20 protein-coding genes and 1 other annotated feature are annotated in these 21603 nt (G+C 30.7%); of the genes, 18 read left to right on the top strand and 2 right to left on the bottom strand.

What is annotated here, in order from left to right; genetic code table 11:
* Positions 1 to 630: 630 nt before the first annotated feature.
* On the top strand, positions 631 to 1302 hold the full coding sequence (locus I4V16_RS03920) for a SprT family zinc-dependent metalloprotease (protein ID WP_049179027.1): 672 nt from the start codon (positions 631 to 633) through the stop codon (positions 1300 to 1302).
* Between the two features lie 40 nt (positions 1303 to 1342).
* Here I4V16_RS03920 and I4V16_RS03915 read toward each other — a convergent pair whose 3' ends face one another.
* A complete protein-coding gene (locus I4V16_RS03915; protein ID WP_049179028.1) occupies positions 1343 to 2149 on the bottom strand; it encodes a mechanosensitive ion channel domain-containing protein in 807 nt (268 codons plus the stop codon).
* 280 nt (positions 2150 to 2429) lie between these two features.
* Between I4V16_RS03915 and I4V16_RS03910 the strand changes: the two genes are divergently transcribed.
* The 4 genes from I4V16_RS03910 to I4V16_RS03895 all read left to right on the top strand — a co-directional run bounded on the left by I4V16_RS03910 (position 2430) and on the right by I4V16_RS03895 (position 6479).
* A complete protein-coding gene (locus tag I4V16_RS03910) occupies positions 2430 to 3431 on the top strand; it encodes an ABC transporter substrate-binding protein (protein WP_049179029.1) in 1002 nt (333 codons plus the stop codon).
* A complete protein-coding gene (locus I4V16_RS03905) occupies positions 3431 to 4357 on the top strand; it encodes an ABC transporter permease (protein WP_347707994.1) in 927 nt (308 codons plus the stop codon). Before I4V16_RS03910 ends, I4V16_RS03905 begins: the two co-directional genes overlap by 1 nt.
* Positions 4317 to 5114: an ATP-binding cassette domain-containing protein gene (locus tag I4V16_RS03900; RefSeq protein WP_049179030.1), complete on the top strand. Its 798-nt coding sequence runs from the start codon at positions 4317 to 4319 to the stop codon at positions 5112 to 5114. Before I4V16_RS03905 ends, I4V16_RS03900 begins: the two co-directional genes overlap by 41 nt.
* A gap of 93 nt (positions 5115 to 5207) precedes the next feature.
* Positions 5208 to 6479 (top strand): replication-associated recombination protein A, encoded by a 1272-nt coding sequence (locus tag I4V16_RS03895; protein WP_049179031.1) that lies wholly within the window; start codon positions 5208 to 5210, stop codon positions 6477 to 6479.
* A gap of 48 nt (positions 6480 to 6527) precedes the next feature.
* Here I4V16_RS03895 and I4V16_RS03890 read toward each other — a convergent pair whose 3' ends face one another.
* Entirely contained in the window at positions 6528 to 8273 is a 1746-nt protein-coding gene (locus I4V16_RS03890; RefSeq protein ID WP_099329813.1) for a glycosyl hydrolase family 18 protein, read from the bottom strand.
* A gap of 154 nt (positions 8274 to 8427) precedes the next feature.
* Between I4V16_RS03890 and I4V16_RS03885 the strand changes: the two genes are divergently transcribed.
* The 13 genes from I4V16_RS03885 to typA all read left to right on the top strand — a co-directional run bounded on the left by I4V16_RS03885 (position 8428) and on the right by typA (position 21529).
* The gene (locus I4V16_RS03885; RefSeq protein ID WP_049179032.1) at positions 8428 to 8871 is read left to right on the top strand and encodes an Rrf2 family transcriptional regulator; all 444 of its coding nucleotides are present in this window, start codon (positions 8428 to 8430) and stop codon (positions 8869 to 8871) included.
* A gap of 12 nt (positions 8872 to 8883) precedes the next feature.
* Complete coding sequence (gene nifS, locus I4V16_RS03880; RefSeq protein ID WP_049179033.1) at positions 8884 to 10065, top strand: cysteine desulfurase NifS; 1182 nt, start codon at positions 8884 to 8886, stop codon at positions 10063 to 10065.
* A gap of 2 nt (positions 10066 to 10067) precedes the next feature.
* Positions 10068 to 10505 (top strand): Fe-S cluster assembly scaffold protein NifU, encoded by a 438-nt coding sequence (nifU, locus tag I4V16_RS03875; RefSeq protein ID WP_027097438.1) that lies wholly within the window; start codon positions 10068 to 10070, stop codon positions 10503 to 10505.
* A gap of 9 nt (positions 10506 to 10514) precedes the next feature.
* A complete protein-coding gene (gene mnmA, locus I4V16_RS03870) occupies positions 10515 to 11591 on the top strand; it encodes a tRNA 2-thiouridine(34) synthase MnmA (RefSeq protein ID WP_049179034.1) in 1077 nt (358 codons plus the stop codon).
* A gap of 114 nt (positions 11592 to 11705) precedes the next feature.
* Complete coding sequence (locus I4V16_RS03865; protein ID WP_111937879.1) at positions 11706 to 12206, top strand: PRC-barrel domain-containing protein; 501 nt, start codon at positions 11706 to 11708, stop codon at positions 12204 to 12206.
* Positions 12184 to 13215 carry an AI-2E family transporter gene (locus I4V16_RS03860; RefSeq protein ID WP_111937878.1) on the top strand — a complete coding sequence of 344 codons (1032 nt, stop codon included), beginning with the start codon at positions 12184 to 12186 and terminating at the stop codon, positions 13213 to 13215. Before I4V16_RS03865 ends, I4V16_RS03860 begins: the two co-directional genes overlap by 23 nt.
* A gap of 73 nt (positions 13216 to 13288) precedes the next feature.
* Positions 13289 to 13468: a binding site (T-box leader), on the top strand.
* Positions 13469 to 13521: 53 nt separating this feature from the next.
* Complete coding sequence (alaS, locus tag I4V16_RS03855; RefSeq protein ID WP_195966524.1) at positions 13522 to 16161, top strand: alanine--tRNA ligase; 2640 nt, start codon at positions 13522 to 13524, stop codon at positions 16159 to 16161.
* A gap of 134 nt (positions 16162 to 16295) precedes the next feature.
* Positions 16296 to 16553, top strand: a complete 258-nt coding sequence (locus tag I4V16_RS03850; protein WP_027097443.1) for an IreB family regulatory phosphoprotein — start codon at positions 16296 to 16298, stop codon at positions 16551 to 16553.
* A 52-nt stretch (positions 16554 to 16605) separates the two neighbouring features.
* Positions 16606 to 17025 carry a Holliday junction resolvase RuvX gene (gene ruvX / locus I4V16_RS03845; RefSeq protein ID WP_099329815.1) on the top strand — a complete coding sequence of 140 codons (420 nt, stop codon included), beginning with the start codon at positions 16606 to 16608 and terminating at the stop codon, positions 17023 to 17025.
* Positions 17026 to 17100: 75 nt separating this feature from the next.
* Positions 17101 to 17370, top strand: a complete 270-nt coding sequence (locus I4V16_RS03840; RefSeq protein WP_027097445.1) for a DUF1292 domain-containing protein — start codon at positions 17101 to 17103, stop codon at positions 17368 to 17370.
* A gap of 26 nt (positions 17371 to 17396) precedes the next feature.
* Positions 17397 to 17858 (top strand): Fur family transcriptional regulator, encoded by a 462-nt coding sequence (locus I4V16_RS03835; protein WP_049179039.1) that lies wholly within the window; start codon positions 17397 to 17399, stop codon positions 17856 to 17858.
* Between the two features lie 40 nt (positions 17859 to 17898).
* Positions 17899 to 19566 carry a ribonuclease J gene (locus tag I4V16_RS03830; RefSeq protein ID WP_099329816.1) on the top strand — a complete coding sequence of 556 codons (1668 nt, stop codon included), beginning with the start codon at positions 17899 to 17901 and terminating at the stop codon, positions 19564 to 19566.
* 136 nt (positions 19567 to 19702) lie between these two features.
* A complete protein-coding gene (gene typA, locus I4V16_RS03825) occupies positions 19703 to 21529 on the top strand; it encodes a translational GTPase TypA (RefSeq protein WP_049179041.1) in 1827 nt (608 codons plus the stop codon).
* The last annotated feature ends 74 nt before the right edge of the window (positions 21530 to 21603 follow it).

Raw genomic sequence — 21603 nt, 5'->3', positions numbered from 1 at the left:
TGAAATTTAATATAACAATAAAAAAGGAGATGTGTTCTGACTGAATTTATTAATTCAATCTGATACAGCTCCTTCGTTTTTGGAGAAAATTAATATGGATTTATTAAAGATACTAATATATACTTTTTATTATAAATTTTTCAATATAGAGCAGGTGTTGAATCAGCAGGACATTATTGGTTTAATCTTAGAGATTATTTAAAATATATCGTGATTGAAACTGTAATGATAAAAACAGATTTAGTAAAGCATAGAAGAGCCTTAGAAGAAGGGCAGAAAGGAAAAACGATACATTTAGAGCATTAAATTGACTAGGCAGAATTAATATAGATTAATTATGTTGGTAGAAGGATAGGTTTATTATCCTTCTTTTATTTTTAGAAAACTATAGATTAAAAAAGGATATCTGGGATAGATTTAGTAAAATTCTATATGTATAGAGAGATTTTAATTGATTAAAGCTTATTAACCTAAAAAGAAATATTTATATATTGTTATAAATATAAAAATATAAAAATATATAAATATATAAATATATAAATATATAAATATATAAATATATAAATATATAAATATCCCCCCACCTTTTTTATATTGTTAATTATTCCAACTTATTTTATTATTATTAATATGAGTAAGATAAAGTATGAAGTAATTTATAAGAAGAAAAAGTCTATATCAATTTCTATTGATGTAGAAGGAAATATTAAAGTTAGTGTTCCTAATAATACAAGTGAGGACACCATAGAAAGAGTTGTAAAATCCAAAAGTGAATGGATATCAAGAAAAATAAAGGAGATTAATAGTAGAGAAGAGTTAGAAGTAAATAAAATTATGTATTTAGGAAAAAAATACTCTATAGAAATTATTGAACAACCTTTTTTGAAAAGAAATTTTATTGCATTTTTTAATGATAAATTTGTGGTAAATGTTATAGCCAAAGAAAATGCTATGAAAGTTTTAGAAGAATATTTAAAGAGAGAAACTTTAAGAGTAGTAAAAGAAAAAGTAATTAGGTATAAAGGTTTATTTGATATTATTCCTAAAGATATTAAGGTTAAAAAGTTAAAAAGCAGATGGGGAAGTTGTTCTTATGACAATGTGTTGGTGTTTAATTCAAAACTTATAATGTTTAGGAATGAAGCTATTGATTATGTTGTTATTCATGAATTGTGTCATATGATTCATAAAAATCATTCTAAAGATTACTGGGCTTTAGTAAAGAACATAATGCCAAATTATGAAGAGGAACATGAGTATTTGAGGGAGAATTCTCATCTTGCAAATATAAAGCTAATATAATAAGAGAGTGAGGTTTAGAAAACTTCACTCTCTTATTATATTATTTCATATGAATATCCATTTGAGGATATGGTATGTTAATTTTTTCTTCGTCGAATTTTATCTTAGCTTCTTCAAGTAAGTAGAAATATACATTCCAATAATCTTCTGTTTTTGTCCAAACTCTTACAACAAAGTTAAGAGAACTTGGTCCATGCTCACAAATACTTACAAAAGGTTCTGGATGATTTAAAATTTTATCATTTGCTTCTATGATCTTAAATAATGTTTGTTTTACATGAAGTATGTCATCTTCATATCCTACCCCAAAAGTTAAATCAACTCTTCTAGTATCTTTATTTGTGTAATTAATCATACTGTTGTTTGCAATTGTACCATTTGGAATCATAATCTCCTTATTATCTGGAGTAACTAAATGGGTATAAAATATTTTTATATTTTCAACAGTACCAGAATGCCCTGAAGTTTCTATATAATCTCCAACTTTAAATGGTCTCATTAATAATAGTATTACTCCACCAGAAAAGTTTGATAAGCTTCCTTGAAGGGCAAGACCAATAGTGAAACCTGCAGATGCAACTATAGCAGCAAGACCTGCTATTTCTATACCCATAAATTGAAGAACTACAAAAATAAGTAGAGTTTTCAATGCGATATTTATTAAAGCATCTAAAAAAGAATGAAGGGTAGAATCAAATCCCTTTTTTTCTAAAAAGTTATTTAAAGTAGTAATAACTTTCTTTATAAGCTTCCAACCAACCACAAGAATTATAATACCTAGTATTAATTTTATTCCGTTTTTTAATGACCATGATAAAAAGTCATTTAGTAAGTCTTCAAAATTCATAATATCTCTCCTTTTTTATAATAAGTATTATTTTACACACATATAAAAATAATACAACAGCACAGCGTGAGTAATATTTACAATGCTGATAAATTATGGTATTATAAACAAAAGTATTTTATAAATTATTAACATATACCTTAAATAATTAATATATTTAGATTAAATGAATGTAATATAGTAGTAATAAGCAAAGAATATAGACTTTTTTTAAGAAATAGATATTTGCTTGTAGTGGTTTGGTGGAATTTAAGGTGTAAAAATTTAGGAGGATGGTATTATGGTAGGAAAAAAGAAGATAGCTTTATTGCTATGCGGTCTTTTAGGTGCATCTTTACTTGTAGGATGTGGCGGAGAGAATGAAAATGAAAAAGAAACAGTAAAGAAAAAGGTAGGGATAATTCAACTTATTCAGCATGATGCATTAGATCAAGCTAATAAGGGTTTTATTGATGGACTAGCTGAAAAAGGATATAAAGATGGAGAAAACATTGAAATCGAACAACAAAATGCTTCAGGTAAACAAGATACTGCACAACAAATAGCAGGGCAATTTGTATCAGCAAAAAAGGATTTGATATTTGCTATAGCTACACCAACAGCACAGGCTTGTTATAATGCTACAAAGGATATTCCAATTGTATTTAGTGCAGTTACAAATCCGGTAAATGATGGACTAGCTAAGGATTGGAAGAGTTCAGATTGCAATACAACTGGAACATCAGATATGGCAAATATAGATGAACAATTAGCTTTGCTAAAAGAAGTTTTGCCTAATGCTAAAACTTTAGGTGTAGTTTATACAACATCTGAAACAAATTCAGTAAATCAAGTGAATGAATTAGAATTATTAGCAGCTAAATACAATTTGAAAATTAAGAAGATAGGTGTTGCTAATATAAACGAAATAAACCAAGTGTTATCTAATGCTATGGGAGATATAGATGTTTTATATGCTCCAACAGATAATAATGTTGCAGCTTCTTATGAATTAGTTGCACAAATAGCATTAAAAGCAAATAAGCCTGTAATTGGAGCAGAGCCAGCAGTGGTTGAAAAAGGTGGATTACTTTCAAAGGGAATAGATTACTATGAACTTGGAAAGATGGCAGGTTATAAGGCAGCAGAAATATTAGATGGAAAGAACCCTCAAGATATTGAAATTGAAACTATGAAAGAACTTGCAATAACAGTAAATACAGATGTAGCTAAAAAGCTAGGTATTACAATACCTCAAAATATTTTAGATTCAGCAAAGAAGGTTACAGGAGGCGTTAAGTAGTGGATATTCTTAAAATAGCTATCAATGTCTTAGAGCAAGCTTCATTATTTGGTTTGGTAGCAATGGGAGTATTTATCACTTACAAGATATTAGACTTTCCTGATCTTTCAGTTGATGGTACTTATCCTTTAGGAGCATGTATATCGGCTATTCTTTTAGTAAATGGAGTAAATCCATGGATAGCAGTTATTGCATCGGCCCTAGGAGGTGCTATAGCAGGATTTATTACAGCATTCTTGCATGTAAAGCTAAAGATAACGAATTTAATGTCTGGTATATTAGTAATGATAGGGCTTTATTCAGTTAACCTATTGGTTATGGGTAATAAATCAAATACCCCATTATTTCAAACAACTTACATATTCTCAGAAGTAAGTGGACTATTTACAACATTACTTATTGTTGCTGTACTTTTGATTATATTTAAGATTTTATTAGATGTTTTTATGAAAACGAAGGTTGGTTTTTTACTATTTGCTGTAGGGGATAACGAGCAAGTTGTTACTTCTCTTGGAGTTAACAAAAATAATATAAAGATAATAGGTCTTATGTTAAGTAATGGGTTAGTTGCTTTGGCTGGAGGACTTACAGCACAGTATAACGGATATGCTGATGTTGGTATGGGTACTGGCGTAGTGGTAAAAGGACTAGCTTGTGTAATAATAGGTACATCATTATTAGGAAGGTTTAAGGTAGTTAAATCTACAACTCAAGCTATTATAGGCACTGTAATATATTACTTTGCTATTTCTGTAGCATTGAAGATGAAGTTAAATCCAAATCTTTTAAATCTTTTAACAGCAGGGGTACTAGTTATTGCATTAAGTACACAAAATGGACTATTTAAAAAGAAAAAAACTGAAGTGAAGGGTGGTGCTGAAGAAAATGCTGAAGATCAAGCAGCTATCGAAAGTATTCAATCCTAATAGTATAAATGAAAATAAGGTGTTTGATAAATTATCAGTAGAAATTGATAAAGGTGATTTTGTTACTATTATAGGTTCTAATGGAGCTGGAAAATCTACTTTATTAAACATCATTGCAGGATCCATAGAACAGGATTCTGGAACTATATATATTGATGGAGAAAATGTATCTAGTAAGGAAGAGTTTTATAGGTGCAAGGAGATTGGTAGAGTATATCAAAATCCATCCTTTGGGGTAGCACCTAAAATGACTATATTAGAAAATCTTTCACTTGCAGATAATAAGGGAAAAAAATATGGTTTATCTTTGGGAATTAATAAAAAGAGAATAGAGGCCTATAAGGAACTTCTTAAAGAGCTAAATTTAGGTTTAGAGGATAAGCTTTATAATAAAGTTGAACTATTATCTGGTGGACAAAGACAAGCTTTAACACTTTTAATGGCTGTAATGTCAAATCCTAAGTTATTATTATTAGATGAGCATACAGCAGCCTTAGACCCTAAGACATCAGAAAAGATAATGGAGATTACTAAAAAGATAGTTAAAGAAAGAGGGATAACTACTTTAATGGTAACTCACAATTTAAAGCATGCTATAGATTCTGGAAATAGATTGTTTATGATGCATAGAGGAAATATAGTTATAGATGTTAAGGGAAAAGAGAGGGAAGAATTAGATTCAACTGATAAGTTAATGCAACTTTTTGAAAAAGTTCATATTAAAGATGAGCTTAGTGATAGAACTTTATTTGTTTAAAATGTAAACTCCTATATGAAAATGTAGGAGTTTTATTCATGTGTTAAATTATGATATGATTTATATATATTTAAAGTAAAGGTAGAGATAGAGATGTATAAACCATTAGCAGATAAGATTAGACCCACAGAACTTAAGGATGTATGTGGTCAGAAACATATATTAGGTGAAAATAGAATATTAGATAGAATGGTGAAAAGTGGAGCTATAAGTAACATGATTTTTTATGGCCCACCAGGTATAGGAAAGACCACTGTAGCTAATATAATTGCAAAAAAAGCCAATAAACAGTTTTATAAACTAAATGCTACAAATGCCTCTTTAAAAGATATTCAAGATATTTGTAAGGACTTAGATACATTTATGGGAAGAGAAGGGGTATTACTGTATCTAGATGAGATTCAGAATTTTAATAAAAAGCAGCAGCAGTCACTATTAGAATACATAGAGGATGGTAGAATTACTTTAATAGCTTCAACTACAGAAAACCCATATCATTACGTGTTTAAAGCCTTATTAAGTAGATCTACTATTTTTGAGTTTAAACCTTTAGGTGAGGATGATATAAAAAAGGCCTTAAGTAGAGCAATTCAAATTGAACAAAAGGACTATACTGAAATTTCTTTAGAAGTAACTGATGGAGCCTTAGACTATTTTGCAAGAGCATCAAATGGAGATGTAAGAAAATCTATTAATGGTTTAGAGGTGGCCATTAGGTCAACTAATCCTAATGAGGATGGAGTAGTATATATAGATGAGGAAATTGCAAGAGATTCTACTCAAACAAAGGTAGTTGCCTATGATATGAATGGAGATAGCCATTACGATTATTTAAGTGCTTTTCAAAAGTCAATAAGGGGGAGTGACCCAGATGGTGCAATTCATTATTTAGCAAGACTTATAAAAGCAGGTGATTTGATTTCAATATGCAGAAGACTTCAAGTTATAGCAGCAGAGGATATAGGATTGGCATATCCTCAAGGGGCTTTAATAGTAAAATCATTAGTGGATTCAGCAAGGGAGTTAGGTTTTCCAGAAGCTAGGATTCCACTAGCTGAGGCAACTATACTACTGGCTACATCACCAAAATCAAATTCAGCAATTAATGCAATAGATAGTGCCTTAAAGGATTTAGATAATCTATCTATTGATGATATACCACCTCATTTGAAAGATGCACATTATTCTGGAGCATCAAAATTAGGTAGAGGAGTGGAATATAAATATCCTCATATTTATCCTAACCATTATGTTAAACAACAGTATTTACCTAATAATATTAAAGATAAGGTATATTATGAGTATGGAGATAATAAGATGGAAAGAACCTCTAAGGATTATTGGGATAAAGTTAAAGGAAAATAGAAATTAAGGAGATATAGCTAAACATAGTTTGCAATATCTCCTTTTATTTTAGTTCACTTCTATTTTAATATTTTTAATTTTAAGGTCCTTGGAATTACCTTCACAAGCTCCATTTACTGTAATGAAGCTACCATCTTTAATACTTCCTCCCCAACTTGGGTTGGATATAGTGTAGGTATTACCAGAGGATGAAAGTACTCCTTCCCAACATTGAGAAATCTTCTTGTCAAAATCAAAGGATACTTTCCATGAAGAAATATCCTTACCACTATTGTTCTCAATAGTCATAGACCAATTTGCACCAGAAGTCCAATCTGAAGTTACTTCAAAGTTTATATTAAAACCATCTAAATTGTTATTCATAACTTCTTCATTAATATTTTCTTCATTATCTTTAATAGATGAATTATTCTCAGTAGAAGTTTCAGTTGTTTTACCAAGGCTTTCCCATAGAAGAGTGGTTAGAGGGAAGTTTTTGCTCTTATCATCACCAGTTATTTCCCAGACAATTATTCCTCCATAATTATTCTTTATTACAAAGTTACACCTTTCTTTTAGGGACTTTTCATCCTCATATGTAATCATAGATTTTAAATCCTTATTATATAAATAAGGAACTTTAGCTTTATCATCCCAGTACTTTTTCCATCCGTCTTTGTTTTCCATTTCTTTTATTTGAAACCATGGTATTTGACCACCAGGGCTTGTTGCGCTATCCCATGAACCTTTATATGCTTTTGTAGCAGTTGAAAACAAACCGTTTTTACCAGTAGAATCATCTACTTCACTCCATCCTCTTGAATAGAATGGGGATCCTACATTTAGTTTTTCAGTAGGAATGTTGTATTCCTTAACATACATTTTCATTGCATCCTCTGCACAAAAAGTATATTTATTATATCTAGTAGGGTCGTTCTCATTGTAGTAGATAGGAGCATGGTGATTGGTTTGGGTTTCAAAGGCACCATGAAAATCGTAAGTCATTACATTAATGAAATCTAAGTATTCTATATATTTATCAGGCTCTTGAAGTTGAAGCTTTTCGTAATTCCCAGTGTTAGCTATAGTAAGCATTTTATCAGGAAGATTGTTATCATCATAAGCTTGTCTTATTTCTTTAAGTAAAAGGGTGAAGTTTTCTTTATCTTCTGGACCGCCAGGACAACCTTTATTATATTCATCATTAGGGTCTTTTTCGCGGTTTTCTCCAGGATACTCCCAGTCTATATCTATACCATCAATAAAGGGATATTTTTTTAAGAAATCTATTATACTATCAATAAATATTTTTCTGTTTTCCTTTGTTTTAGCCATATCATGAAAATTTTCTCCACGTGTCCAACCACCAACAGATATAAGAACTTTTACATTAGGATATTTAGATTTATAGTATTTGTATTCACCAATATGTCCTCTAAGTTGGCCTTGATCCCATCCTTCTGAATTAGGAAAGGATTTTTCAAAATCAGCATCCTTATCTGTAGACTCTAATTTAAAGTCTTTAGATACAGTAAAGAAAGCATGATTTATAACTGTAACCTTGTCCCAAGGAATATCTCCAACAGTAAGATTGTTGTGAGATTCACTGTAAACTCCCCAATTAGGAAAGTACATAATAATATTTTTGTTACTATTATATGTATTGTTTAAGTTTGTAGCAGAACTATTAGAGACTTCATCATTTACATTAGAATTATTATTAGAGTTATTTTTTGTTATATTTTTATAGGATATAAATAAGCTTAAACATAGTATAAGTGCAATAGATGCAGATATTAATAATTTCTTCTTCATAGAGACCTCCTTACATATTATTACATTTAATTATAGAATTATATTTAAGTAAAGTAAATAATGATGTATTTAGATTATTGACAAAGTCCGAGTGTTTTGCTATGATATGAAATATAAAGCATAGTAATTTACTCAACATTAAGAGGTGAAGAGAATGAAACTTTCAACTAAGGGGCGTTATGGAGTAAAAGCAATGGTTGAACTTGCTATTAATTATGGTGGAGCGCCTTTATCAATTAAAACTATTTCAAAAAGACAAAATATATCTGAATATTATTTAGAACAATTATTTTCTCCTTTAAGAAAAGCAAAGCTAATAACAAGTATTAGAGGTGCTCAAGGAGGGTATGTTTTAAGTAGGGAACCTAAAGATATTACTGTAGCTGAAATTATGTATGTACTTGAAGGACCAATTGAAATTGCTGAATGCATTGATGGTGTTTCTTGTGATAATCTTGATTGCTGTGCTACAAGATTACTTTGGGCAAAGATTAAAAACAGTATTGATGATGTAATGAAGTCAGTAACTCTTCAAGATATAGTAAATGACTATGAAAGAATCAAGACAAATAACGAATCATTAAAACTTAAAATATAGAGGTGAAGAAACATGAATACAGTATATATGGATTATGCTGCAACAACTTTTGTTAAGCCAGAGGTTCTAGAAGAAATGTTACCATACTTCACAGGTAAATTTGGTAACCCATCTTCATTTTATGAAATATCAAGAATTACTAAGAGAGCTGTAGATAAGGCTAGAGGCCAAGTTTCAAAAGCACTTAATTGTGATATTAATGAAGTATACTTTACGGGTGGAGGCTCAGAAGCTGATAACTGGGCAATTAAAGGGATAGCTTCAGCTTATAAGAATAAAGGTAACCATATAATAACAACTAAAATTGAGCATCATGCTGTATTGCATACATGTGAATATTTAGAAAAGAACGGATTTGAAGTTACATATCTAGATGTTGATAGCGAAGGTTTTGTTAATCCAGAAGATGTAAGAAATGCAATTACAGATAAAACAATTTTAGTTTCTGTAATGTTTGCTAATAATGAAATAGGTACTATTGAACCAATTAAAGAAATTGGAGCTATATGTAGAGAAAAGAAGGTTTTATTCCATACTGATGCTGTTCAAGCAATTGGTAATATAGAAATTGATGTTAAGGATATGAATATTGATTTGTTATCTTTAGCAGGACATAAGATATATGGACCAAAGGGTGTAGGAGCTCTTTACATAAAGAAAGGTGTTAGAATACACAACTTAATTCACGGTGGTGGACAGGAAAGAGCTAGAAGAGCAGGTACTGAAAATATTGCTGGTATCGTAGGTCTTGGAAAAGCTATTGAACTTGCTACTGAAAACCTAGAAGAACACGTAAATAAAATGACAGATTTAAGAGATAAATTAATAGAGGGTTTATTAAAGATTCCATATTCAAAGCTTAATGGACCAACTGGTGATAAGAGATTACCAGGTAACGTTAATATTGGATTTGAATTTATTGAAGGAGAATCTATATTACTTTCATTAGACTTTGAAGGAGTTTGTGCTTCAAGTGGTAGTGCATGTACATCAGGATCACTTGATCCATCACATGTTCTATTATCTATAGGACTTCCACATGAAAAAGCTCATGGATCATTAAGATTAACATTAGGTGATGGTTCAACAGAAGAAGATGTTAACTATGTAATAGAAGTATTACCACCAATTATTCAAAGATTAAGAGATATGTCACCATTATGGGAAGATTTCATTAAGAGAGGAGTAAGATAATTATGATATATACAGATAAGGTTATGGATCATTTCAGAAATCCAAGAAACGTAGGAGAAATTGAAGATGCAAATGGCGTAGGTGAAGTAGGAAACGCTAAGTGCGGAGATATAATGAAAATTTACTTAAAAGTAAATGACAATGGAATTATAGAGGATGTTAAGTTTAAGACATTTGGTTGTGGTTCTGCTATAGCATCATCATCAATGGCAACTGAACTAATTAAAGGTAAACATATAGATGAAGCTTGGGAGTTATCAAACAAAGCAGTTGCAGAAGCTTTAGATGGACTTCCACCAGTAAAAATGCACTGTTCAGTATTAGCAGAAGAAGCTATACACAAGGCAATTAACGACTACAGAAAGAGCAAAGGAATGGAACTTTGGGATTTCGAAGAACATGGAGATGATTTACACGATCACGTTCATGGAGAAGAATAGGAGTAGTCTATGAAGAAAAAAGTAGTTGTAGGTATGAGTGGCGGAGTTGATAGCTCCGTCGCTGCTTATCTTTTAAAAGAACAAGGATATGATGTTATAGGTATAACTTTAAGAATGTCACCAGACAATGATGAAACTATAGAAAATGAAGGTGGATGTTGTTCACTTTCTGCTGTAGAAGATGCTAGAAGAGTTTGTGACAGAATAGGTATACCTTTTTATGTGTTAAATTTTAAAGATGTATTTAAAGAAAAGGTAATTGATTATTTTATAGATGAATATATGGTTGGAAAAACTCCTAATCCATGTATTGCTTGTAATAAACATATAAAGTTTGATGCTTTACTTAGAAAAGCTAGAGGTATAGGTGCAGAATATGTTGCAACAGGACACTATGCTAAGATTGTAGAAGAAGATGGAAGATACCTTCTAATTAAATCTGATGATGATAAGAAAGACCAAACTTATGCTTTATATAATTTTACACAAGATCAATTAGAACATACATTAATGCCTTGTGGAGAATATACTAAGGATAAAATAAGAGAAATAGCTAAGGAAATAGGATTAGCTGTTCATAACAAAAAAGATAGTGAAGAAATATGTTTTATTCCCGATAATGACCATGGAAGATTTATCTTAGAAGCTAAGCCTGGGAAAATAAAACCAGGAAACTTTGTTGATAAAGAAGGTAATGTATTAGGAAGACATAAAGGAATAGTATATTATACTATTGGTCAAAGAAAAGGATTAGGATTATCCTTAGGAAGACCTGTTTTTGTAACTGATATTAGACCAAAGACAAATGAAGTTGTAATTGGTCCTGAAGAAGATATATTTAAAACAGATTTATTAGCTAAGGATATTAATTTCATTCCTTTTGATAATTTAGAGGGTGAGTTAAAAGTAACTGCAAAGGTTAGATATTCTGCAAGACCAGCAGAGGCAGTTTTATATCCTGAAAAGAATGGTAAAGTTAGAGTATCATTTAAAGATAAACAAAGAGCTATTACAAAAGGACAGTCAGTAGTATTTTATGACGGTAATATTGTAGTTGGCGGGGGAATAATTGAAAAAATATTATAGCTGAAATAAAAGAGACAGTATTAGTAAAATTATTACTAGTACTGTTTCTTTTTTTTGTATCAAAAATACCATAATGGGTAAACTATTCCTGTACTTAATGAAAGGGGAATCGAGATGTATAGAATTAAGGATTTTTTTTATAAGACAGTATATGATATAAAAGGAAAGAAATTAGGTTCTGTAAGAGATATATTTATTGACTTCTATAAGGGGAAGGTAATGGGGCTATCAGTAGGGAGTTACTCATTGAAGTTGAAGAATAATTACACTCCAATTGATGAAGTCCTAAATATAGATGATGATATATTAGTAAAGGAATGTATAAAAGGAGAAGGATTAAAGATAACTGAGATAATAGGAATGGAAGTAATTAATAGGTATGGAACTATTAAAGGCGTTGTTGAGGATGTTTTAATAAAAGAGGATGATTATTCTATAAAAGGTATAGTAGTTGGGGCAGGAATAATTGATAAATTGATATATGGACGTGAAGTTATTTTAATTAATCAGTCTGTTTTAGGTGAGGATTGCATTTTGTATCTAGGTGATTCTAATGTAGTAGTTAAAAATATACCTCATGAAGTGAAGAATAATGAATATTATAAAAAAGCATAAAAATATAATTATAAAACTTAGTATAGGTGTATTATTTCTAGTTTTAATAGCCGTATATATATTTAATTTAAATATAAGAAAAATATTTAATTTAGTACTTCTATCCTTTATTATAGCTTACATATTAAAGCCTTTAAAAATATATATTGCAAAACATACTAAGATAAAAGAGAAAAAGGTAGCTTTGATAATTATTTTAGGCATACTAATAATAGCTATACTTTCTATCGTATTATTAATACCTACAATGTTTAAAGAAATGAATAATATTGGGCCAATGATAAATAAATTAACGGATTCTATAGAAGATTTTTTTCTTACGTCTAACATAGGAAACTCTACCTTTCTCAAGTTCTTGTATGAAGATGGTAGAGAAAGAATATCCTCATTTATAAATGGGCTTTCAGGAAGTATAGTGGAGTATATTATTGCATTTAGTGAGAATATTATGAGCTTTGCAGTAGTGCCAGTTATTACATATTACTTTTTAGCAGATGATGAATTTATATGGAATAAATGTTCTTTGCTTATACCAATTAAAAAAAGGGAACTAGTTAAAAAGATTATTAAGGATATAAATAAGTTATTAGAAAGTTATATTGTAGGGCAGTTATTATTATCCTTAATAGTTGGTATAATAACATTTATAGCTTTGATTTTGATAAGAGTAAAATTTCCTTTATGGCTATCTATATTAAATGGAGTTTTTAATATAATACCTTACTTTGGTCCTATCTTTGGAGCAGTGCCAGTAGTTTTTATAGCATTATTAGAATCTCCCACTAAAGCGTTATGGGCTGCATTAGCTATCTTAATAATTCAACAGGTAGAAGGTAATATTCTATCTCCAAAGATTACAGGAAATAGTACCAATATGCATCCTTTAGTCATTATAATACTGCTACTTATAGGAGAAAGCTTTTGTGGATTTGTTGGTATGATATTAGCTGTTCCAATAGGGGTTATCATTAAGGTTATATATGAAGATATAAATTACTATATATTTTAGAAGTGATCAACAAAGAATACAAAAATATTGACATAATTCTCTATATAAAATATAATTTGAGATGAAAAATTAATATTAAGCTGTGAAGAGGATTAGTAGATTTTGTTTTTCTATTTAGAGAGAAAGTGGTTGGTGAAAACTTTCTAGAAAAAGTTTCGAAGCTGCCTTGGAGCTATAAGTATACTAAGTGATGCACTTTATTTTTGTGCATAATTAGGGTGGTACCGCGGAAGTTTAGCCTTTCGTCCCTTGTTTATAGGGATGAAGGGATTTTTTTATATTTAAATTTAGATGGAGGTAATTAATATGAAAAATATTGGAACAAACGATCTAAGAGAAGAGTTTTTAAAGTTCTTTGAAAGTAAAGATCACTTAAGAATGAAGAGTTTTTCTTTAGTTCCTAAGAATGATAAAAGTTTATTATTAATAAATGCTGGAATGGCTCCTCTTAAGCCATATTTTACAGGTCTTCAAGAACCACCAAGAAGAAGAGTAACAACTTGTCAAAAATGCATTAGAACAGGTGATATTGAAAACGTAGGTAAGACTTCAAGACATGGTACTTTCTTTGAAATGCTTGGAAACTTCTCTTTTGGTGACTATTTTAAAGAAGAAATAATTCCATGGGCTTGGGAGTTTATTACAGAGGTACTTCAAATTCCAAAGGATAAGCTTTATGTAACTATATACTTAGAAGATGATGAAGCTTTTGAAATTTGGAAGAGCAAAACTGATGTGGATCCCAATAGAATTTTTAGATTAGGTAAGGATGATAATTTCTGGGAAATTGGAGTTGGACCATGTGGACCTTGTACAGAAATTCACTTTGATAGAGGTGAAGGTGTAATAACTAATGTAGAAGACTTCCTAAAGGCTGCAGATGAAGATAGAGTAGTTGAGTTCTGGAACTTAGTATTTACACAATTTGATAAGGACGAAGAAGGGAATTACAATAGATTAGAGCATCCTAACATAGATACTGGAATGGGATTAGAAAGAATTGCAACTATAATGCAAGGAGTAGATAACATATTTGAAATAGATACAGTTAAAAATATTTTAGCTAAGGTAAGTGAATTGTCAGGAGTTAAGTATGGAGAAGATTCTAATAAGGATGTATCTTTAAGAATAATTACTGACCATGTAAAAGCTGTAACTATGCTAATATCTGATGGTGTATCACCAAGCAATGAAGGAAGAGGTTATGTACTTAGAAGACTTCTTAGAAGAGCTGCAAGACATGGAAGATTACTTGGAATTAAGGGTATATTCTTAAAGGATGTAGTTGATTCAGTAGTAGAAAACTATGCACCAGCTTATCCAGAATTAAAAGAAAACCAAGATTATATTAAGAAGATGGTTACATTAGAAGAGGAAAGATTTAATGAAACTATTGATTCAGGAATGAATATCTTACTTGGATATATTGATGAATTAATTAAAGAAGGAAAAGATACTCTTGATGGAGAAAAGGCATTTAAGCTTTATGATACATTTGGGTTCCCATATGAACTTACAGAGGAAATATGTGAAGAAAAGTCATTAAAAGTTGATAGAGAAGCTTTTGATAAAGAAATGGAAGACCAAAGAACAAGAGCTAGAAATGCAAGAGGGGAATCTTCTTACATGGGTAGTGATGAACTTCCAATAAATAAGATTGATGCCGCAGTAGAAAGTGAATTCTTAGGATATGAAACTCTTACTTGCGAAGGTAAAGTATTAGTTTTAGCTGATGATAATGAATTTAGAGAAGAATTATCAGAAGGGGAAAAAGGATACTTAGTTTCAGATAAGACACCATTTTATGCTGAAATGGGTGGTCAAGTTGGAGATAAAGGTATAATCCATGGTGAAGGATTTAAGATAGTTGTATTTGACACAAAGAAAAATGTTGGTGGTAAGACTGTTCAATATATTAAAGTTGAAGAAGGAACTGTTAAAGTAGGTTCAAAGGTTACTTTAGAAGTAAATAGAATTAGAAGAAGTAACATTTGTAAGAACCATACAGCAACTCATATGCTACACAGTGCATTAAAGAAGGTTGTTGGAGATCATATTAATCAAGCTGGTTCACATGTAGATGATGAAAGATTAAGATTTGACTTTACTCACTTCCAAGGATTAAGTAAGGAAGAGTTAGAAAAGGTAGAAACATTAGTAAATGAAAAGATTATGGAAGTTTATAATGTTGGAACTAATTTAATGACACTAGATGAAGCAAGGGAATCAGGAGCAATGGCTTTATTCGACGATAAATATGGCGATAAGGTAAGAGTAGTAGGTGTTGGAGAATTCTCTAAAGAACTTTGTGGTGGAACTCATGTGCATAATTCTGGTGAAATAGGACTATTTAAGATAGTTAGTGAAGCTGGTGTTGCAGCTGGAATTAGAAGAATTGAAGCTTTAACAGGATTTAATGCAATTAAATATGTTGAAGATAAACAAAAGCTTCTTATAGATGCTTGTCATGCTTTAAAATGTAGTGAAAAGGAAATACTAAATAGAATTTCTAATAGTAATGCTGAACTTAAGGAAAAAGAGAGAGAAATTTCTGAACTTAAGAGTAAGTTAACTATGGGAGCTGAAGATGATATTTTAAATTCTGTTAAAGAAGTAAATGGAGTTAAGGTTGTTTCATATGCGTTAGAGGATGTTGATGGAAATGCTTTAAGAGATTTAGCAGACAAAATAAGAGACAAAGTTCAGTCAGGCATAGTGGTACTTATTAGTAATGTAGGTGGAAAAGTTAATTTAGTTGCAATGGCTACTAAGGATAGCGTTCAATTAGGTGTACATTGTGGAAAGGTAATAAAAGAAGTTGCTTCAATAGTTGGAGGAGGGGGAGGCGGTAGACCAGATATGGCTCAAGCCGGCGGTAAGAACCCTGAAAAGATAAATGAAGCAGTGGATAAGGTTTATGAAATAGTAGAATCTTTAGTAAAGTAGTATACATTTCCAATTAAATAATGTATAATTATATATGAATAGAAACATAAAAAGTGGTTATATTATTAATGATGAAATATAATTTCCTTAACAATATGTAAGGGGGTGGAGTTGCACTTTAGGCAACGACGAAAATGAGTAAAAATATAGAACATACAATGCAATTTGATGTACAAAAAAATAAGGAAGCATTAACAAAAGCTATATTGACAGAGGTTTATGATTCTTTACAGAAGAAAGGTTATAATCCTATAAATCAACTTGTTGGTTATCTAATATCAGGAGACCCTACTTACATTACAAATTATAACGGAGCTAGAGCTTTGGTAAGAAAACTTGAAAGAGACGAAATTCTTGAAGAAGTAATGAAATCTTATTTAGAAATTAAGTAGAAGGTGCCCGTTTATACGGGCACCTTTAATATATTTAGAATAGGAGCACAAAATGAGAATACTTGGCTTAGATATAGGGCAAAAAACTATTGGGGTAGCAATATCAGATCCCTTAGGATTTACTGCCCAAGGTATTACAACAATAAGAAGAAAGAAAAAAGAAGAAGACATAAATGAAATTATAAATTTATGTAAAGAATATGTTGTAGAGACTATAGTAGTTGGATTACCTAAAAACATGAATGGTTCAATTGGTTTTGCAGGAGAGAAAATAATGGAGTTTACAGAACTATTAAAGGATTCTGTAGAATGTAAAATTGAACTTTGGGATGAGAGGCTTACAACAGTTGCTGCACATAGAGCAATGTTAGAAGCTGATCTTTCAAGAGGCAAGAGAAAAAAGATAGTAGATAAAATTGCAGCTACATATATTTTACAAGGTTATCTAGATAGGTTATCAAATATGAAATAAAATTCCCAATTGAAAATTATTATTGACAATGTCCATGAAGAAATTTTAAAATAAACAAAAAGGAGAGATATAAAAATGGTAAAAGAACTTGAATTTATATATTTATTAAACGAAGAAGGTAAGGAAGAAAAAATGAGAGTAATTACTTTCTTTAAAATAGAGGATACTAACCAAGAGTATGTTGTTGTTACTCCAGCAGATTTAGATGTAGAGGAAGCTTATGTACTTAAGTTTGTAAAGGATGAAGAAGGTAACGAAAGTTATATGACTATAGATAATGATGAGGAATTTAATCTAGTTGCAGAGACATATGAACTTTTAATGCAAGAGGATTTAGACGAATAAATTAGAAAAGGAAGAGGGTGTTGTTAATGGGGAAAAATATAGAAATTGATTATGTAGCACTAAAAGAGGATTTGAAAAATAAGGGATATAAACTTACTCCTCAAAGAAGAGCTATAGTAGATACCATTGTAGAAAGTGAAGGTAAGCACTTAACAGCTGAAGAGATTTATGATGAGGTTAAAAAAAGTTGCCCTGAAATAGGACTTGCAACTGTATATAGAACAATTTTATTACTTGAAGATATAGGTATTCTAAGTAGACTTCATTTAAATGATGGATGTAGTAGATATGAATTAGTTCATAGTGACGAAACACATAGACATCATCATTTAGTATGTAATGAATGTAATGGGGTTATAGAAGTAGAAGATGACTTATTAGAAGAACTAGAAGAAGAAATTGAAAAAGAATACGGATTTAAGATAGTAGACCATGCTCTAAAGTTCTATGGTATTTGTAAAGAATGTCAGAAGAAAAATGAGAAGTAATATAACAAAAGTTTTTACGTAAAGTAAAAGGAGGGGAAATATGAGAACAGAGAGAGCAAAGGTCAAAATAATACCTCTAGGTGGTTTAAACGAAATTGGAAAAAATATTACAGCCATTGAGTTTAAAGATGATATTGTTATCATAGATTGTGGCCTTAGATTCCCTGATGAGGATATGTTCGGTATAGATGTTGTTATACCAGATATATCATATTTATTAAAAAATCAGGAGAAAATAAGAGGTATTTTCTTGACACATGGACATGAGGATCATATCGGAGCGTTACCTTATGTCTTAAGACAATTAAATGTTCCAGTTTACGGAACAAAATTAACTCTTGGTATAGTTGAAACTAAACTAAAAGAGCACGGATTATTAGGTTCAACAACTTTAATAACTGTAAAACCAAGAGATACAATAAAGTTGAATTCTGTTTCTGTTGAATTCATAAAAACAAATCATTCTATTGCTGATTCAGTAGCAATAGCAATTCATACACCTTTAGGAGTAATATTACATACTGGTGATTTTAAAATTGACTATACTCCTATAGATGGTCAGCTAACTGATTTTGCTAGATTAGCTGAACTTGGTAGAAAAGGCGTACTTGTTATGATGGCTGACTCTACTAATGTAGAAAGACCTGGATATACTATGTCTGAAAGAACTGTAGGAGAGAGCTTTATGAAGCTATTTTCTAAAGCAGAAGGAAGAATAATAGTTGCTACATTTGCATCTAATATTCATAGAATCCAACAGATAATAGATGCAGCAGAGAGTTATGGAAGAAAAGTTGCTGTATCTGGAAGAAGTATGGAGAATATAGTTCAAGTTGCTAAAGAACTTGGATATTTAGAATCAAAGGAAGATACATTGATTTCTTTGGATCAGATTTTAAAATATCCTAATGATAAGGCAGTAATTATTACTACAGGAAGTCAAGGAGAGCCAATGTCAGCCTTGGCAAGAATGGCCTCTTCCGAACATAGAAAGATTAGTATAGTTGAGGGAGATACTGTTATTATTTCTGCTAATCCAATACCAGGAAATGAAAAAACTGTATCTAGAGTGGTTAATCAGTTATTTAAACAAGGTGCTGAAGTTATATATGAATCATTAGCTGAAGTTCACGTATCAGGTCATGCCTGTCAAGAAGAATTGAAGTTGATGCAAACATTAGTAAAGCCACGATTTTTTATTCCTGTGCATGGAGAGTACAGGCATCTAAAACAACATGCAGAATTAGCTTGTAAATTAGGTCTTCCAGAAAGAAATTTTGTTATAGCAGAAAATGGAGACGTAGTTGAAGTTGCAAGAAATTATATTAAGAAGAATGGAACTGTAACTTCAGGTCAAGTATTTGTAGATGGTTTAGGTGTAGGTGATGTAGGTCATATTGTATTAAGAGATAGAAAGCATTTATCTCAAGATGGAATATTAACAGTAGTTGTTACAATAGAAAAAGAAACAAGTACTGTTATAGCTGGACCAGATATTATTTCAAGAGGTTTTGTCTATGTTAGAGAGTCTGAAGGACTAATGGATGAGGCTAGAGAAATAGTAAAAAATGTATTAGAAGAGTGTGAAGAAAAGAAAATTAGCGACTGGGCTACGCTGAAATCTAATATAAGAGAAGAGTTAAGAGAATTCTTATATGAAAAAACTAAGAGAAAACCAATGATTTTACCTATTATTATGGAGATATAATTAGGTTGACTTTTAAAGCTTAAAAGATTAAAATAAAAAAGGTTTAAAAAATTGGGTACTTGTGTATCCAATTTTCTTTTTGAAAAAAATATTTATAGGTTTACATATTTGAAAACCAAGAATTTGGAGGCAAAGCATGGAATTAAATAAAAGAGAAGATATAAGGAACATAGCTATTATAGCTCACGTTGACCATGGAAAAACTACTCTAGTAGATGCTCTTTTAAGACAAAGTAACGTTTTTAGAACAAACGAAAAGGTAGAAGAAAGAGTAATGGACTCTAACGATTTAGAAAAAGAAAGAGGAATTACAATACTTTCTAAGAATACTGCAGTTATGCATGAAGGAGTAAAGATAAACATAGTAGATACTCCAGGGCATGCTGACTTTGGTGGAGAAGTTGAACGTGTACTTAAGATGGTTGACTCAGTATTACTAGTAGTTGACTCATATGAAGGACCAATGCCACAAACAAAGTTCGTATTAAAGAAGGCATTAGAATTAGAATTAAAGCCAATCGTTGTTATAAACAAGATAGATAAGCCAGATGCTAGACCAGAAGAAGTAATTGATGAAGTATTTGATTTATTTGTTGAACTTGGAGCAAATGATGAACAATTAGATTTCCCAATTATCTACGCTTCTGCTAGAAATGGATTTGCTAGATATAACGTTGAAGATACAAATGAAGACATGCAACCATTATTTGAAACAATAATAAAGCATGTTGCTCCACCAGAAGGATACCTAGATGCTCCATTCCAAATGCTGGTTACAACATTAGATTCTAACGTATTCGTAGGAAAAATTGCTTTAGGAAAGATTCATAGAGGAAAAGTTAAAAAGAACCAAAATGTTGCTCTAGTTTCTAATGATGGAACTACAAAGAACTATAAGGTTACTAACTTATTTGTATATAATGGATTAAAGAGAGAAGAAACAGATGAAGCAGGTTTTGGTGATATAGTTGCAATAAGTGGTGTTACAGATGCAAACATAGGTGAGACTATAGCAGATGCTGAAAACCCAGAAGCATTACCATTCGTACATATTGATGAACCAACATTAAGCATGAACTTTATGGTAAATGATTCTCCTTTTGCAGGTCAAGAAGGTGAATTTGTTACATCAAGACACTTAAGAGATAGATTAATGAAAGAACTTGAAACAAATGTAAGTTTAAGAGTAAGAGAAATTACTCCTGACTGCTTTGAAGTTTCAGGTAGAGGAGAGTTACATCTTTCTATACTTATAGAAACAATGAGAAGAGAAGGATATGAATTCCAAGTATCAAAGGCTAACGTAATTTATAAAGAAGAAAATGGTAAAAAGCTTGAACCAATGGAATACTTAACAATTGATGTTCCAGAAGAATTTATGGGACCAGTTATGGAAAAGCTTGGGCCAAGAAAAGCTGAAATGGTTAATATGACATCAGCAGTAAATGGTTATTCAAGATTAGAGTTTGTAGTACCAGCTAGAGGGCTTATAGGATTTAGAAATGAATTCATGACAGATACTAAGGGTAATGGTATCATGAATCATGTATTTGAAGGATATGGACCATACAAGGGAGACATTCCATCAAGAAGTAGAGGTTCAATTGTTGCATTTGAAACAGGAGATGCAATAGCTTATGGATTATTTAATGCACAAGATAAGGGACAATTATTTATAGGAGCTGGTGTACCAGTATACCAAGGAATGGTTGTAGGTGTATGTGGAAGAGCAGAAGACTTAGATATAAATGTATGTAAAGGTAAGAAGCTTACTAACACAAGAGCATCAGGATCAGATGATGCTGTTAAGTTAGTTCCACCAGTTGTTATGTCATTAGAAAATTGTCTAGAATTCATTAATAATGATGAATTAGTAGAGGTAACTCCACAAAACATAAGAATGAGAAAGACAGTATTAGACAGTGGCGAAAGAAGAAGAATGCTTAGCAGAAATAAAAAGTAACTTTCTTAAATCCTAAAAAAGTATTATAATAAAGTGAATAGCCTAAGAATAGGCTATTTACTTTTATATTTAGG

Origin of the sequence: Clostridium sp. 1001283B150210_160208_E6 (assembly GCF_015669365.1) — a bacterium.
Taxonomy (GTDB): domain Bacteria; phylum Bacillota; class Clostridia; order Clostridiales; family Clostridiaceae; genus Clostridium; species Clostridium paraputrificum.
The sequence above is the reverse complement of the archived record's forward strand: the minus strand, read 5'-3'. Positions and strand labels throughout refer to the sequence as shown.